General features: G+C 51.5%; 13 protein-coding genes. 8 read left to right on the top strand and 5 right to left on the bottom strand.

Translation table 11 applies throughout. From position 1 onward, the window contains the following. Positions 1–46 precede the first annotated feature (46 nt). A complete protein-coding gene (gene metF / locus P2W70_RS07110; protein WP_276480744.1) occupies positions 47–1,000 on the bottom strand; it encodes a methylenetetrahydrofolate reductase [NAD(P)H] in 954 nt (317 codons plus the stop codon). Positions 1,001–1,173: 173 nt separating this feature from the next. Here metF and lptB point away from each other — a divergent pair, with 173 nt between their 5' ends. From lptB to fabG, 4 genes are all read left to right on the top strand, one after another. Continuing rightward, entirely contained in the window at positions 1,174–2,028 is an 855-nt protein-coding gene (lptB, locus tag P2W70_RS07105; RefSeq protein ID WP_338119814.1) for an LPS export ABC transporter ATP-binding protein, read from the top strand. Between the two features lie 82 nt (positions 2,029–2,110). Further along, positions 2,111–3,625 carry a GH3 auxin-responsive promoter family protein gene (locus P2W70_RS07100; protein WP_276480743.1) on the top strand — a complete coding sequence of 505 codons (1,515 nt, stop codon included), beginning with the start codon at positions 2,111–2,113 and terminating at the stop codon, positions 3,623–3,625. Between the two features lie 45 nt (positions 3,626–3,670). Beyond that, a complete protein-coding gene (locus P2W70_RS07095; RefSeq protein WP_276480742.1) occupies positions 3,671–4,471 on the top strand; it encodes a DUF3667 domain-containing protein in 801 nt (266 codons plus the stop codon). Positions 4,472–4,543: 72 nt separating this feature from the next. Beyond that, entirely contained in the window at positions 4,544–5,299 is a 756-nt protein-coding gene (gene fabG / locus P2W70_RS07090) for a 3-oxoacyl-[acyl-carrier-protein] reductase (RefSeq protein WP_276480741.1), read from the top strand. A 68-nt stretch (positions 5,300–5,367) separates the two neighbouring features. Here the strand turns inward: fabG and P2W70_RS07085 are convergent, their stop codons facing one another. Next, a complete protein-coding gene (locus P2W70_RS07085; protein ID WP_276480740.1) occupies positions 5,368–6,141 on the bottom strand; it encodes an enoyl-CoA hydratase/isomerase family protein in 774 nt (257 codons plus the stop codon). 16 nt (positions 6,142–6,157) lie between these two features. After that, positions 6,158–8,203 (bottom strand): phenylacetic acid degradation bifunctional protein PaaZ, encoded by a 2,046-nt coding sequence (paaZ, locus tag P2W70_RS07080; RefSeq protein WP_276480739.1) that lies wholly within the window; start codon positions 8,201–8,203, stop codon positions 6,158–6,160. A 143-nt stretch (positions 8,204–8,346) separates the two neighbouring features. Between paaZ and P2W70_RS07075 the strand changes: the two genes are divergently transcribed. Further along, on the top strand, positions 8,347–8,817 hold the full coding sequence (locus P2W70_RS07075) for a hypothetical protein (RefSeq protein WP_276480738.1): 471 nt from the start codon (positions 8,347–8,349) through the stop codon (positions 8,815–8,817). A gap of 128 nt (positions 8,818–8,945) precedes the next feature. Then, positions 8,946–9,935, top strand: a complete 990-nt coding sequence (locus P2W70_RS07070) for a S1C family serine protease (RefSeq protein WP_276480737.1) — start codon at positions 8,946–8,948, stop codon at positions 9,933–9,935. Positions 9,936–10,082: 147 nt separating this feature from the next. On the opposite strand, the gene P2W70_RS07065 is transcribed toward P2W70_RS07070, so the two are convergent. Beyond that, positions 10,083–13,859, bottom strand: coding sequence for a S8 family peptidase (locus P2W70_RS07065; protein WP_276480736.1), 3,777 nt, complete (start codon positions 13,857–13,859; stop codon positions 10,083–10,085). 86 nt (positions 13,860–13,945) lie between these two features. On the opposite strand from P2W70_RS07065, the gene P2W70_RS07060 reads away from it, so the two are divergent. Beyond that, on the top strand, positions 13,946–14,401 hold the full coding sequence (locus P2W70_RS07060) for a hypothetical protein (protein ID WP_276480735.1): 456 nt from the start codon (positions 13,946–13,948) through the stop codon (positions 14,399–14,401). Between the two features lie 64 nt (positions 14,402–14,465). Here the strand turns inward: P2W70_RS07060 and P2W70_RS07055 are convergent, their stop codons facing one another. Next, entirely contained in the window at positions 14,466–14,912 is a 447-nt protein-coding gene (locus P2W70_RS07055; protein ID WP_276480734.1) for a hypothetical protein, read from the bottom strand. Positions 14,913–15,047: 135 nt separating this feature from the next. Between P2W70_RS07055 and P2W70_RS07050 the strand changes: the two genes are divergently transcribed. Continuing rightward, complete coding sequence (locus P2W70_RS07050; RefSeq protein ID WP_276480733.1) at positions 15,048–16,757, top strand: alpha/beta hydrolase; 1,710 nt, start codon at positions 15,048–15,050, stop codon at positions 16,755–16,757. The last annotated feature ends 86 nt before the right edge of the window (positions 16,758–16,843 follow it).

The following is a 16,843-nucleotide window of genomic DNA, read 5'->3' as shown; positions in this document are numbered from 1 at the left end:
CGTGCAGATCGCACGGGCCTTCTTGTTATATCTCTTTGTTGAAAACTTATACGATCTCTTTTACGACATTCCAGATCACCTTGGGCTTTCCCAGGGTATAATAATGCAGCACGGGCACGTTGGCCGCCTGCAATTCTCTGGATTGCTGTAACAGCCATTCGGTACCGATCTGCTCTACGTCGGCATCCGTCTTGGCCTTCATGACCTCATTGCTCAGGTCGGTAGGAATATCTACGTGGAAGGTGCGTGGTATCACACTCAGCTGCTTCTTATTCGTAATTGGCTTCAGGCCTGGAATAATGGGAATGTCGATCCCTTCTTCGCGGCAGCGCTTGACGAAATCAAAATATTTCTGGTTGTCGAAGAACATCTGCGTCACAACATACTCGGCGCCGGCTTCCACCTTGGCTTTAAGGTACGACAGGTCGTTTTGCAGGTTAGGCGCTTCGAAGTGCTTTTCGGGGTAGCCAGCCACACCAATACAGAATTTGGTACGGAAGCCATCCCGGATATCTTCTTCGAGGTAAATACCATTGTTGAGATTGATCACCTGTTTGAGCAGGTCGAGGGCGTAGCGGTTGCCACCCGGTTCTGGTTCAAAAGTAGCCTCATTTTTAGCTGCATCACCGCGTAATACCAGCACATTGTCAACCCCGATAAAGTTCAGGTCGATGAGAGCATCTTCGGTTTCGCGCTTGTTGAACCCGCCGCAGATCAGGTGTGGAACGGCATCTACCCGGTAATGGTTCATAATGGCGGCGCAGATACCTACGGTGCCGGGACGTTTTCTTACTTCCACTTTGTCAAAAGTGCCATCCGCTTTCTTTTTGAACACATGCTCACTGCGGTGATAGGTAACGTTGACAAAGGAGGGCTTGAACTCCATAAGCGGGTCCAGGTGATCGAAGATCGAATTGATGGTCTTTCCTTTCAAGGGAGGTAAGATCTCAAAAGAGATCAACGGCTTGCTGGCCTGCCGGATATGGTCGATAACTTTCATGAATAATTGTTATAACTGCGTATTTTTCAACAATTCGCGCGCTTGTCGGGTATTTGACCTGTCAAACGGCCTTTATTGAACAGCGTGCAAACATAAACAAGGAATCCCGTATGGCAAATACTTGCCATACAGACTGTTTAACATTATTTTGCGGCGAATAGAGCCGTGCAGGCATGGCAAATCGATTAGTTCCGGTATTTTTGTCCTTAAAGCTACAGCAAGTGATCAGTGAAATTCATACCCGCGACCTCGTCAAGATCTACCGCAACCGTACCGTGGTAAACCATGTTTCCGTGAGTGTAAAGCAGGGAGAGATCGTTGGTTTGCTGGGACCCAATGGGGCCGGCAAAACCACCACTTTTTACCAGGTTGTAGGCCTCATCAAGCCCGATGAGGGACAGGTATTCCTCGATACCACCGAGATCACCCGCTTGCCCATGTACAAAAGAGCCCAGCTCGGCATCGGCTACCTGCCGCAGGAAGCATCCGTATTCCGCAAGCTGACGGTAGAAGAGAATATCATGGCGGTACTAGAGATGACCAAGCTGAAAAAGGCGCAGCAGCGGGAAAAGCTCGAAGCGTTGCTCGACGAGTTTCGCCTGCACCACGTTCGCAAGAACAATGGTGATAGCCTCAGTGGTGGCGAGCGCCGCCGTACAGAAATTGCCCGCGCACTGGCAGTAGATCCCAAATTTATCCTCCTCGACGAACCTTTTGCTGGCGTTGACCCCATTGCGGTAGAGGACATTCAGACAGTCGTTGCCCGCCTCAAATACAGAAATATTGGTATACTGATTACCGATCACAACGTTAATGAAACCCTCTCCATCTGCGACCGGGCCTACCTCCTCATCGATGGAAAGATCTTCAAACACGGCACAGCCGAAGAGCTGGCCGAGAACGAGCAGGTACGCCGCCTGTACCTTGGCCGCAATTTTGAATTGAAGCGGAAGGATTACCTGCACGAAGAAGCGATGAAAGGACAGGCCAGCCTGTCGGATCTCCGTGAGATTGACGGCGTAGAGTAATTCCGCTATTAAAAAACTGTGATAAATCAGGCTGCTCAACCGGCTGCTCCTGATTCTCTCATTACTTTTCTTTATTTTGCCGATGGTGAAACTATTATCGCCTGCCATATCATCTTTGGCCCGCATGCGACTGTGGCGCATCGAAGCGTGGAAAAACAACCCCGTTGATGCGCAGCGTGAGGTATTACAAGACCTCGTGACGTCTGCCCAGAATACCGAATTCGGACGCAAGTACGATTTTGCCTCCCTTTTCAATATCCGGTCATTCAAGCAAACGGTACCTATACACGAGTACGATGATATCAAGCCGTATATCCAGCGTACCATGGAAGGCGAGCAGAATGTGGTTTGGAATACACCCATATACTGGTTTGCCAAGAGCAGCGGCACCACGAGCGATAAAAGCAAGTTCATACCCGTCAGCGACGAAAGTCTGGAAGAATGCCATTACAAGGCCGCCAAAGACGTGCTGACCTTTTATTACCAGTTCTATCCCGAATCAGATCTGTTGACCGGCAAGGGGCTGGTGCTGGGCGGTAGCCATACCATCAATCCCCTCAACCAGGAAGCACAATATGGCGACCTGAGCGCCGTGCTGCTGCAGAATTCTCCTTTCTGGGGGCATTGGCTGCGGGTGCCCGACCTGAGCATTGCCCTCATGGATGAGTGGGAAAGTAAGATCGAAATGCTGGCGCAAAGCACCATCAAGGAAAATGTAACCTCCATATCGGGTGTACCTACCTGGACGCTGGTACTGTTCCGGCGCATCCTCGAGATCACCGGCAAAAGCACCATGGCCGAAGTGTGGCCACACCTCGAATTGTATATGCACGGTGGTGTATCTTTTACGCCTTACCGCGAGCAGTTTCAGAAACTGATCGGCAAGCCGATCCATTACCTCGAAATGTACAATGCCAGCGAAGGTTTCTTTGCGGCACAGGACATTCCCGGTGAAGAAGGGATGCTGCTGTTTGTAGACCACGGCGTGTTCATGGAGTTTATGCCCATAGAAGAATATGGCAAGCCCCATCCGCAAACCATTGGCCTTAGTGAAGTGGAATTAGGGAAGAACTATGCATTGGTCATCAGTACCAATGGTGGTCTGTGGCGCTACCTGGTAGGGGATACGATACAGTTTACCTCCCTGTCGCCTTTCAGGATCAAGGTCAGTGGCCGCCTCAAGCACTATATCAATGCTTTTGGTGAAGAAGTGATCCAGGATAATACAGACAAGGCCATGGCCATCGCCTGCGAGCATACAGGAGCCATCGTCAACGATTATACTGCAGCCCCGGTCTACTTCAGCGACAACGGCAATGGGGCCCATGAATGGCTCGTAGAGTTTGAAAAAGAACCGGTCGATCTTCACGCGTTTACCGAATCGCTCGATGCCGCACTCAAAAGCATCAACAGCGACTACGAAGCCAAAAGACATAAAGACATCGCCCTCCGCCTGCCATTGCTTAGGTCATTGAAAAAAGGTATCTTCAATACCTGGCTGAAAAGCAAAGGCAAGTTGGGTGGTCAACACAAAGTGCCCCGCCTCAGCAACGAGCGTAAATACCTCGAAGAAATATTAACGATCGCCAATTTGTAAACATCGGTGAAGGTATCCAACGTATCATGCGTCAACTGTGGACAGGTGTTCACAGGCAACTACTGCAATCGCTGCGGCGAAAAAGTACTGCACGATCACGACCGATACATTGGTCATTTCTTTGAAGAAGCCTTCCATTTCATCACCCATTTCGACGGTAAGTTCTTCACCACCCTGAAGACTATTCTTACCCGGCCCGGTAAACTTTCATTCGACTTCTGCCGCGGCGTACGGCGTCCCTACTTCCGGCCGCTTTCTTTTTTTCTGATGCTGGTCGTCATTTACTTGTTGTTTCCGGCTTTTTCAGGCCTCAACATGCCACTGTCGGGGCATATGGGGCAGAATGGCACCTATGGCGGTTATGCTACCAGCCGGGTAGAACGTTACCTGCAATCACACCCCGAAGTGACGAAGCAGATATTATCGGATACATTCGCGAAGAAATCGGCTACCACGTCCAAGCTGCTGCTGTTTATCATCATACCACTTACCGCGCTTCCCCTATGGCTATTGGGTTACCGCAAGCGACCCTGGTATTATGATAACCTCGTTTTTGCCACGGAGCTCAACTCCTTTTTTATCCTGTTGAACTTCCTGGTCTTTCCGGCTTTGCTTAATGCACTGCATTTTGTGTTGGGAGGAGCCGGGAGTATGGCCGACCTGGTCCTTACGATACTCGTGTATGCCGTGATCCTGTTGTTCAGTTTCCGGGCCATTACCCGGTTCTACCAGTTTCCGTGGCCGATCAGTCTATTGCTATTACTGGTCTTGATCGTCGTACAAACCTTTATCGTGTACGTGCTCTATAAATTCGTTCTCTTCCTGACCGTCTTTGCCCTCCTGTAATGGCTTCCCGGCATACTTAAATTGTTGAAATTCGATGTTTTCAATACATTCGGGCCTTAATTTAAAACCAATATGAAATTACTGGAGAACAAAGTGGCCATCGTTACAGGTGCTGCCCGGGGAATCGGGGAGGCCATTGCCCTAAAATTGGCTGAGCATGGAGCCAATATCGCCTTCACCTTTGTGAGCGACAGCAGTGCAGAAAAAGCGAATACCTTACAACAAAAAATAGAAGCGTTGGGTGTAAAGGCAAAAGCTTACCAGAGCAATGCCGCAGATTTTGCCGCCAGCGAAGCGTTTGTGAATGATGTCGTAAAAGAATTTGGCGCCATCGATGTATGTGTCAACAACGCCGGTATCTCTAAAGACAATCTTCTGTTGCGCTTAAGCCCCGATCAGTGGGATGATGTGATCAATGTAAACCTGAACAGCGTATACAATATGACGAAGCAGGTGATCCGCCCCATGATGAAGGCACGTAAAGGCTCTATTATCAACATGAGTTCGATCATCGGTATCCGGGGTAATGCTGGTCAAAGCAGCTATGCCGCCTCCAAAGCAGGCATCATCGGTTTCACCAAGTCGGTAGCCCACGAACTGGGTAGTCGCAACATTCGTTGCAATGCCATCGCGCCCGGCTTCATCGAAACGGATATGACCCATTACCTGAAAGACGGCGATGCTTCCAAGGCTTTCCTCGAGAAAATTCCTTTAGGACGTTTTGGTAAGGCAGAAGAAGTAGCCGATACCACCCTCTTCCTCGCTTCCGACCTTAGCTCTTACATCACTGGCCAGGTCATCAGCACCTGCGGTGGTTTAAATATCTAAAAGAAAACAGGGTGTACCATCGGTACACCCTGTTTTCTTTTATTCAAACCCATAGCTCGCGCCTGAGCTTATTTTTTCTTCTTGATCGCCGCAATGGCATTTTTGCTGAAGGTACTCAATACGAGTTTGCCACTGATTGCTGCCCGCTCCTGCAGCAATTGATCCCAGTGTTCCGTTCCTTTCCACAACACCTGTTTCAGCTCATGCATGGCTTCCGGGCTGGCATGTGCTAATGAGTGCGACAAGCGGTCGATGCTTTCATCCATTTCCGTTACACCGGTGTGAAGCTCGGCGTACAGGCTCTTGCGTTTGGCCCAGTCTGCACTGCGCCACATCGCGGCGTCGATGGCGAGATGTCCAAAAGCTGCCGCCCCGATCCGCCGTTCCACCGCGGGTCCTACTACAAAAGGACCGATACCGATGGCCAGCTCACTGAGTTTTACATCGGCTCCTTCTACCGCAATGGCATAATCGGCCGCTGCTGCCAGTCCGACACCGCCTCCCACACATTTACCATGTATACGGGCGATGATCATCTTGGGACATTTACGCATGGCATTGATTACCTGCGCAAAGCCGTTGAAAAAATGTAGCCCCTGCTCTTGGGTGCTGATGGCCGTCAGTTCTTCAAAAGAGGCGCCGGCACAAAAAGCCCCGTTACCCGAGGAGCGCAATACGACCACACGGGTATCGCGTTCGTTGCCCGCACCATGAATGGCATGGTGCAGCTCTTCCAATATGCGATGGGGCAATGAATTGCTTTGGGGGTGAAAGAACTCGATCGTCGTTACCCCATTATGAGTTTCAGTCTTTACGTAGCCATTTTTCACTTCTTGGATCATATGCTAAGTATTAACGTTATTGAAATTTTAGTTTCACCATTGTCAGAATAGTCGCTACGGCCACCGCTTCACCGGTTTGATCGCTGACCTCTACCAGCCATTTTACGATGCCTTTTTTTACATCGCTGGCTTCTTTCTTCTCCTGTACCGTCTTTTGCTTACAGGTCAGTTTCACGCCGATGGTAGTGCCAGCATACACAGGTTTCAAAAAGCGGCACTCTTCCAGTCCATAGTTCAGCAATACCGGTCCCTTCTTCGCATCGACAAACAAACCCGCCGCTGCACTCAGAATGAAGTAGCCATGGGCCACTGGTTTTTCAAAGATGGTACCCTCCAGCGATGTGTGATCGGTGTGGGCGTAGAAATGATCCCAGCTCACATTGGCAAAGTTCACGATATCCGCTTCCGTAACCGTTCGTTTGTGCGTGATCACGGCATCACCGATCGACAGCTCTTCAAAGTATTTGCGGAATGGATGTTTTTCATCTTCATGTACGGCTGCTCCTGCCTGGTACACATTCGTGATCGCCGTGATCATCGAAGGCGAACCCTGAACAGCCACCCGCTGCATATAATGTTTTACACCACGAACACCGCCCATTTCTTCACCGCCTCCGGCACGTCCGGGACCTCCATGCACCAGCATCGGCAGCGGAGATCCATGGCCGGTGCTTTCTTTGGCGCATTCATTGTTCAATACAAGAATGCGGCCATGATGAGAAGCTGCCCCCAATACAAAATGACGCGCTATTGTGGTATCGGCCGTTACGATGGAACAGACCAGCGATCCCTTGCCCATCCTGGCAAGCTGCGTAGCTTCTTCCAGTGATTGATACGGCATAATGGTGCTAACCGGACCAAAGGCTTCTACCTCATGAACAGTTGTATCCGCAAAAGGGTTCTCGTTAAGCAACAATAAAGGACTCATAAACGCGCCTTTTTCTGCATCCGCATCAACCACCTGTACGCTGTCCAGTGATCCATAAACGATCTGAGAGGAACTGAGCAGTTTTTGCACCTGCGCCCGCACCTCGTCGCGTTGCGATTGGCCGGCCAGCGATCCCATGCGCACCTGTTCATTCAGCGGGTTGCCAATGGTGGTTTGCGACAACGATTTGGCGATGGCTTTCCAAACGTCTTCTATTTTACCGGCCGGAACGAAAATGCGACGGATCGCCGTACATTTTTGTCCGGCTTTTGCTGTCATTTCTTTACGCACTTCTTTCACAAAAATGTCCCACTCGGGCATGCCGGGTTCCACATCGCCGCCCAATACAATACAATTCAACGAGTCGGCTTCCATATTGAAAGGCACACTTTCGGCCAATACCCGGGGGTGAGATTTCAGTTTCAGTCCGGTAGTGGCAGAACCGGTAAAGGTGATGACATCCTGCGACTGCACATGATCGAGCAGGTCGCCTGCCGAACCACACAGTAACTGCAAAGAGCCCTCCGGTAATATCCCTGAAGCAATGATCTCCCGTACAACAGTTTCGGTAAGAAACGAGGTCACGGTCGCTGGCTTCACGACCGCCGGCATGCCGGCCAGCAGGTTCACGGCAATCTTTTCCAGCATGCCCCATACGGGAAAGTTGAAGGCATTGATGTGGATGGCCACCCCTTCGCGGGGCACCAGCAGGTGTTGCCCGATAAAACTGCCTTGCTTGCTGAGCCCAATGCTGTCACCATCGATACAAAAAGGCTCATCGGGAAATTGACGGCGCAGGGATGCGTACGAGAATAAATTGCCGATGCCTCCCTCGATATCGATCCAGCTATCGGCTTTGGTGGCGCCGGTCTGGTAGCTGATCTGGTAAAACCGGTCGAGGTGATCGCGCAGGTGAAGTGCCAGGGCCTTGAGTAGTCGGCCGCGGTCGTGAAAAGTAAGCTTGCGCAGGGCGGGTCCGCCCGTGCGGCGTCCATAATCGAGCACACTGCCGAAGTCGAGCCCTTGGGTAGTAGCATGACCGATCAATGAGCCATTCACAGCATGGTACAAAGCCTGTCCATCACCGTCGCCGGTGATCCATTGGCCCGTAACGTAATTCGCCAGTTTAGTCATATAGCAATACAATTTATGAAGATACCTGCCGACCGGTACCGGGTAGGTCCCGTAGCAGCAATACTAAAATAGGGTAAAGCTTCAATTCAACAGGCAACGTATTTTTGTGTTATACTACAACCTACAATTAAATACAAAGAATTATGCATAAAAGGATAAGATTATTCGTGGCTATCGCCTGTATCATGACGGCAGCCTGCAACGATGCCCCCACCGAGGCTGGTCGCAAGGATGGTTTTGGCGATACGCCCGTCAGCAAAGAAGATTCCCTGCACCACGCAGTCATGGAAGGACATGATGTAGGCATGGCCAAAATTGGCCGCCTGCGTAAATGCATCGGCCAGCTACAACAGCGGGAAGACAGCATCGGTAAGCTACCGGTTGCCAAACAAGACAAACAATACCTGCAGGCACTGAGCTCCCTGAAAGCCGACCTCGCGGCGGCCGATAAAGGCATGAATACCTGGATGGAGGAATACAAAGACGATTCTGCCAAAGGCAACGAACCCCTGCGCCCGCAATACCTTGAGTCGGAGAAGGTGAAAGTTACCTTGGTAAAAGACCAGATCCTCGGGGCCTTGAACCGGGCCGACTCTTTGTTAAAGCAACCCTAACTGGCAGATTCCCTACCGGAATACCTGCCAGCCCTTCATAAGTCTGGCCGTCAGGCTCCCGGAATAGCGAAGGGCCCGGCCAGCCTGTCAGCAAATGCGATTGGTCACAAGTTTGACGGATAACCGGTATGGAAACAACAACACCGGTTCGGCTGGTACAGCACAACGATGCTGACCTGCTCGACGTTTATTCGAAGACCATCACCGGGGTCGTCAATACCATTGCCGATGCCGTAGTGCATATACAGGTCACCAAAAAAGTACTGGATCGCCAAACCCGGCAGGAACGTCTCTTGCCGGGCAGTGGTTCGGGTTTCATCATATCTTCCGATGGGTTTATCGTGACCAATCACCACGTGATTGAAAACGCTACCTCCATCAAAGCATCACTCGCCGATGGAAGGCTGGTCACGGCCGAGCTAAAAGGAGCCGACCCATCCACTGACATTGCGGTGCTCAAGATCTATGAAACCAATCTCCGGGCCCTTCACTTTGCCGACTCGGCCCAGCTACAGCCCGGCCAGATCGCTATTGCCATCGGCAACCCGCTTGGGCTGCAGCACACCGTAACCGCCGGTGTAGTAAGCGCGCTCGGCAGAACCCTGCGCGCCACCAATGGACGGCTCATCGATGACATCATTCAAACCGATGCGTCGCTCAATCCCGGCAATTCCGGCGGGCCGCTCGTCAACTCATTCGGACAGGTGATTGGTGTCAACACCGCCATGATCCCCACCGCACATGGTATCTGTTTCGCCGTATCCTCCAACCTCGCCGCTTATGTAGCGGGTAAGCTCATCATTCATGGAGCAGTAAAAAGGGCCTGGCTGGGTATCGCCGGCCAGTCGGTTACCCTGACGGAACGGATGCGTGCGGCCAACAAGCTCACCAACCAGGCAGGCGTATACGTATATGAGATCGTGGCCGACGGACCTGTGTACAACAATGAACTGCGCAATGGAGATATCATCGTAGGGTTTGGCAACAAGTCGGTGTCTTCGGTCGATGACCTGCACCAGCAACTCAGCGATGAAGTGATCGGTCAGCGTACGCCCATGCAGGTATTGCGGGGTGGTCATAAAATGACGATCACGGTAATCCCCGGTCAAATGAAATAAGAACGGGAAGCCTGTCAACTTGATCGGTGACTTGCACAAGCAATGGCGATGAAGTCATCGGCCAGCGTACAACAACCTGTTTCAAAAATAAAAAGGGGGCGTAGCAATTTGTTGATACACCCCCTTTATTATGTGGATGAATAGTCGTTATTGTATAAACAGCTTTTTCAGGTAGCTCTTATTGTCGTGCTGTAATTGTAACAGGTATACGCCAGGCGTCAGCTTGCCTGCGTCGACCACCTGGTTGTAGCGACCAATAAAGCCAGGCGTACGGCTGGTGAATACCCGTTGCCCGATCGCATTCACGATCGTGATACCCAGGTCTGCCTTACGGCTCACGGTAAAGTCGAGCGTAAACCGGCCATTATTGGGGTTCGGCATTACCTTCAATCCAATCTCTGCCGGATCGATATTGGGAATGCCGGTCACTCCATGTGATATCTCGTTCGACACCGACTCGCAACCCAACGGCGACCTGACAATGGTCTTGTATACGCCGCTTTCAGTAGCATCATGCGTTTGACCGGTAGCACCGGGAATTTCATTGCCGTTTACATACCACTGATTGCCGGTAGCAACACTGCTGGTAAACCGATTACCCGTCAGCGTGATCACCGGTATCGCATTGACCGTCGGTACCACAGGTACCCGGGCACTGGGACAGCCATTCAGCTGCACCCGCATATCGTAAAAAGCATAGTACACGGATTTATACGCATCCGGGCTGGTATTGCCGCCATTGCTGTTACCGGTAATGGAAAACACCGAACCCAGAGAGAAAGGATACGGGTTGGTGGCCACACTGGTGTTCCTAAACAGCGTAGCTCCATCTGACAATTGTGCTTGTAATATATAATCTGTGCCCGCCTCGGGAACAGGCAAGTTGACGGTATACACCGTGCCCTGATCATTGGGGTCGTCGGCTGTTTGTCCTGGGGTGGTTCTGGAGGCCTGCACCACCAGCGTGGTACTTGAAATGGGGGTATAATTATAACCTGTACCACTGGTCCAGGCGCCAAACTTGCCTACTGTGATGGTCACTTTGCCGGGATTGCCTACATACAACCGGATGGTTTCGATCGTGAGTGGCAGGCCTGCTGAGAATTTAAGGAAGAACCCGCTGCCAGTGCTGTAAGTGCCGGCGCCCAGGGTATTCTTGGTGGCAGGACCTACTTTTCCGTCCAGGTCATTGCGGGCTACATAATAAGTGCCCACAGATGCTTTATACGCCGTGGTGGCTGGGTTGCCCACAGCAACAGGGCTGGTAGAATTGGCTGTTTCATACCACAGCATGGCATCGTTGCCGGCATTCGTGGCGTTGAACAACACACTGGCATTGTTACACACTTCCGCACTCGCTATGGGATTGGCTGGCGTAGGACTGATCACCACTGTGGTGGTCAATTCGTCGTTGGAGGGATCCTGGTCGCCGGCTATGGAGACTTTGGCCGTGATGGTATAGGTTTTACCAGTTACTGCCGCGAAAGGTGTTTGGAAGGTATACTCCACTTCGCCGGATGCCGCTACCGATGGCACAAAACTGCCGGATAGATTTTGTATCAGGGTTGAGCCGTCCTTGACGGTACCGGTCAGCGTGAAGTTGGCCTTGGCAGACGTACTGAAATTGCGGAAACGTACCGTCACGTATTGGGCGCCGTCGGTGCAGGAGGGGCTGATGGGCGATACAAAAGCCGTAATCGCTGCATCGTTGGCAGGCGCAGCAAAACGAATCCGGAAATCCTGTGTTTCACCTTTGCTATAAGGCCCGCAAGGCACTACATCATTGGCGTTTGAAGTTTCCTGTACGATGATGCGCAGTACACTGAACGTGCCTGCTACGCCACCAGCAGGGATGGTGACATTTGTATTGTACACGCCATCACCATTGATGATGGAGCTGGTACCCAGCAATTCACCGGCATCGGTAAAGTCGCCATCGCCGTTCAGGTCGATCCAGGCTTTGACGATCTTGTCGACGGCTCCGGGGGTGCAACTGTTTACACGAACGTAAATAGGAATCGTCGTGTTGGCCTGGACGGAACCGGTGATAGACGTGAAATTATTATAGCCCAGACAACCTGGATCGGTTTGGTGCTGGATACCTGCGAATGATACACTGTCGATACGTGCGCCGTTGGCCGTGGTGGGTTTCGAGGTATTGCAATAAACAGCGCCACCCACGCCGCTCAGGATGAGCGAATAGGCCTGGGGGCCACGCGCCAGGGTTCCTTTATTGGAAACAGTCACTCTATAGCTTGCACCCGGTTCTACATCCGTTATCACGATCTGCTCTACATTGTCGATTTTGTTATCGCCACGGGTGGCAGCAGCAGTTGGCGTACCAGGATCCATTACCCAGGGCAAATAGGTGATGGAGCCCCGCGTTACCCGGATATCCAGGTCATTGATGAGTTTGGGCGTGGTGACGTCGATAGACTCCTGGTGCGGTATACCTTCGGGGTCGGTCCATGCCAGGGTAACGCGTAATTCTCCATTGCCGGAGGCCACCAGATCAAAGCTCACGGGCTGTCCGCTGGACAGTGTGCTTTCCCGGATCTCGACTTTGTTGCCGGTATTGGCACCGCTGATCAATTTGGCCGCATTGCCAATATTGAGTACCCCCCACCCGAATTTATAATCGGGACCTGCGCTGGGGCCTGCTTCATTGGCAGTATGGATAGCGACCGCCTTGAGTGTGGAAGAGCGCATGAACGTACCGCTATGGAGTGCTGAATATTGTTCCTGTAATAAAAACAGGGAGCCCGCCGCCGAGGGCGATGCCATAGACGTACCGCTGTAGATAGCATAGGCATTGTCGGTGGTGCCGATCGATGAATACAGGTTGACACCATCGGCCACGACGTCGGGTTTGATACGCCCGTCATCTGTAGGCCCCCAACTGCTGAAGTCGGATATAACCGCATCGGCAGGTTGGCTATAACCAGAGGGGATCGCCTCGATGGCGCCTACCGTCAGGATATTTTTGGCGGTTGATGAAGTGGGCAGGATGTCGTATTCATTATTGCTATAGATGCCTTCCGGGCGGGGGCCAGCGTCGGCCATCGAACCATCACTATTATAACGCCAGTAATTGGCGCCTACGGCGGGACCGTTCTGGTTGCGGTTATTACCGGCCGATTTCACGATCAAATGGTAGGGCGCCAGGTAAGAGAGGGAATCAAATTTTTTTGCTTCGCTGTTGTAGTAGCCGAATTTATAATCCTCGGTAGTACCAGCCTGTCCACGGAATTCCCACCGGGCCGGGCTCACACCGCTGTTGTAATACCAGCCAGATATGGTGCCGTACGAGTGGTTCGAGATCAGCATGCCGGAAGCCAACTCACCCGCCATCTCGGATATATTGCTGTTAAAGTCGTACACGATCAGTTCCTGGGCGCCATATGACATGCCCTTGGCCTGGGGATTGACGCCCGAAGCGATGAGGGTGCCTGACACGTGTGTGGTATGATCGCTGATGGCCACCGTGGCATTTTTGTTGTTTATGCGGCCGTTCAGTTCCACATGGGTGGGCCTGGCCCGTCCACCATCCCACACCCCCAACTTACCTTTCATATTGGCCGTAGCGCCCGACAGCGAAAAGCCCAGGCCTCCATTGGCCCACACCTTACTGGTGCCAATGGTATTGGCGGCATTGAGGTTGCTCTCGGTACTCGTATACAACGGATAACCTTTAGCGTCTACGCCCGTCAATACAACTTCTTCTCCAAACTTGTTTTTGAAAGAGAGTGGCCAGTTTTTTTCCCGGGCCAGTCGTTGCAATTGGAGGGTTAACGCTTTTTCTTTCTTAGCTTCCTCTACTGCTGCCAGCCGTAGCTCGTTGGTGCGCGTAGTGGTTTGTGCTACTACACCGGCACTTAATCCTGACAGTAAAAGGAGGATAGGTACAAATTTCCGCGTAGGCATAAAGTTTTAGCTGTTGGGTAAGAAACGATAGTTGAAATTACTTTAAATACGAAAGTCACCTAAATTTAGTCATAAACTGTCCGATTATGGTCAAAAAGCTGGTAAAACCATTGTTATTACTGCCCTTACTTATATTCCTAACTTCATATACGAGCCTTTTCTGTAAAAAGGCGGGTATCCGGGGAATTATTTACCGGATACAGGGCAACCAGATGCCATCACCTGGCGAACCGGCCAGCGTTCCACAGCCTTTTCAAACCACTTTGTATATCTACGAGCTTACCAATCTCTCCCAGGTGAAGCCTGCCACGCCTGCCTTCTACGAAGCGATCCATACCAGGCTGGTGAAAACGGTAAAGGCTGATAAAACGGGAAATTTCAAGGTAAAGTTGCCGCCGGGTAACTATTCCCTCTTCGTCAAAAAGGACAACCTGTTTTACGCCAACATGTTCGATGACAAGAATAACATTGCCCCCGTTGCTGTAGAGAAAGGAAAATACACCGAAGTGACCATCAAAGCCGATTACGGCGCCGTATACTAAAAAAGAAACTCCCACTGCCAGCAGGCAGCGGGAGTTCAATCATCCTAACAAAACTTCTTGCAGGTTACCATTTACGGTCTCCACCACGGTTGTCGTCGCGACGGCCATAGTCATGGTCTCCATCCCGGTCACGGCCCCACCTGTCATCACGATCGTAGCCGTTGCCACCTGACTTCCGCACTACTACATAGTCATTCCTGTTCACATTCAGGTTCACCATTTGATCGGGCGCCACGAAAATATTGTTGCTGAAGATCACTTTGGTGCGGGACTTTCCTAAGAAACCGCCTCTTTCGATCTTGAAGATCTCTACGCGGTGGTTACCGGCTTTGATATTGTCTAGCACAAAATCATTTCGACCCATGTTATAGTTCTTACCATCGATCTTAACAAAGATGGTCGTATTGCTGGCACTGGTCACGGAGATTTTTCCCTTCTTCGGACGATCGGCAGCAAAAGATGCAACACTAAAACCAATCAGGATCGCGGCGAGTGTAAAGAGCTTTTTCATAACTTGTTTCCTCCATTTTGTTTTATACTGTAATAGATGGCTGGCTGCGCCTTTCGTTTACAAAAGCATTGTTAAAGCCCATGCACTGCTTTCTTGGTAATAATCAGTAACTTTTGTAGCAGAAAACTACCTGCAATGAAACAAACCTTATTACTGCTCCTGTTGCTGCCGGGCTTATACACCCGCGCGCAACAAACCATACTCGTCACCTTTACCAATCAGCAAAGTACCGTGCCGCTCGATGGTCGCCTGCTATTGATGCTGGCCAATAACAATCGCTCAGAACCACGAACACAGATCATCGATGGACCGCAAACGCAACTGGCCTTTGGAGTCGATGTCGATCAGTGGCAACCGGGCCAGGCGAAGGCTATCGGTGTTACCGCCTTCGGATACCCGATACAGCATATTGCCGATGTGCCTGCAGGAGATTATTATGTCCAGGTATTGCTGCACAAGTATGAAACCTTTCACCGTAAAGACGGGCATATAGTAAAGCTACCGATGGACCGGGGTGAAGGGCAGCAGTGGAACCAGGCGCCCGGCAACCTGTACTCCAAACCGGTAAAGGTCCGGATCGACAAGCGGCTCAAAAATATCATCCGACTGCAGCTGACCGAGATCATCCCACCCATCGCAGCACCGGAAGACAGCAAATACATCAAGCACATCAAGATCCAAAGCAAGCTGCTGACGGAGTTCTGGGGCCGGCCGATGTTTTTAGGAGCGCATGTGCTGTTGCCCGAAGGCTGGGATACACATCCGGAGGTGAAGTATCCCCTGGCCGTCTTTCACGGTCACTTTCCCGGCAACTTCAGCGGTTTCCGCACCACACCGCCCGACAGTACCTTAAAGCCGGATTACATAGAGCGGTTCAAGCTCAGCGGCTACAACAGGATCGTGCAGCAGGAAGCCTATAATTTTTACAAGCAGTGGACGGGCCCCGGCTTTCCCCGGGTGATCGCGATCGAGATACAACATGCCAATCCTTATTATGATGACTCTTACGCCGTCAACAGCGCCAACCTGGGACCCTACGGCGATGCCATCACCTATGAGCTGATACCTGAAATTGAAAAGCAGTTCCGCGGCATCGGGCAGGGATGGGCGCGCTTTATGTATGGCGGCAGTACCGGTGGTTGGGAAGTGTTGGCCGCTCAGGTCTTTTATCCCGATGAGTACAATGGCTGTTATGCTGCCTGTCCCGATCCCATCGATTTCAGGGCCTATACGGTCGTTGATCTCTATAAAGACAAAAACGCCTACGTATTGGAAAGCGACTTCAAGAAAACACCGCGCCCTGGCATGCGCAATTATCTGGGGCATGTAAGTGCCACGCTGCAGGAGATCAATTACCGTGAGCTGGCCCTGGGCACCAACAGCCGGAGTGGGCAGCAGTTCGATATCTGGGAGGCCGTCTACTCGCCGGTAGGGCCCAATGGCTATCCCAAACCCATATGGGACAAGCGAACCGGTATCATCGACAGCACGGTGGCCGCATATTGGAAAGAGCATTTCGATCTGTCGTGGATCATGAAGCGCGACTGGGCAAAGATTGGCCAGAAGCTAAAAGGGAAAGTGCATATCTACTGCGGCGATATGGACAATTACTACCTGAATAATGCGGTATACCTGACGGAAGAGATGCTCAAAGGGCTCGATAGTCCGACCTATGATGGCGAAGTGGACTACGGCGACCGGGCCGAGCATTGCTGGAATGGCGATCACACCCAGCCCAACTATATTTCACGGCTACGCTACCATTCGATGTTCATTCCGAAATGGGCGGCGGAGATGAAAAAGCGGGTGCCTGCCAATGCCGATACGACGAGCTGGCGGTATTGAGGGAGGAGCGGCAAGTTGCGTGGGGCGACCAACTCCAGTCAAAAGCCAAAAGGCTGCAGTGCAATTGCGCTGCAGCCTTTTGAGTA

It is taken from the genome of Paraflavitalea pollutisoli (assembly GCF_029360705.1).
GTDB classification, from domain to species: domain Bacteria; phylum Bacteroidota; class Bacteroidia; order Chitinophagales; family Chitinophagaceae; genus Paraflavitalea; species Paraflavitalea pollutisoli.
This window is presented reverse-complemented; position numbering and strand designations above follow the sequence as displayed.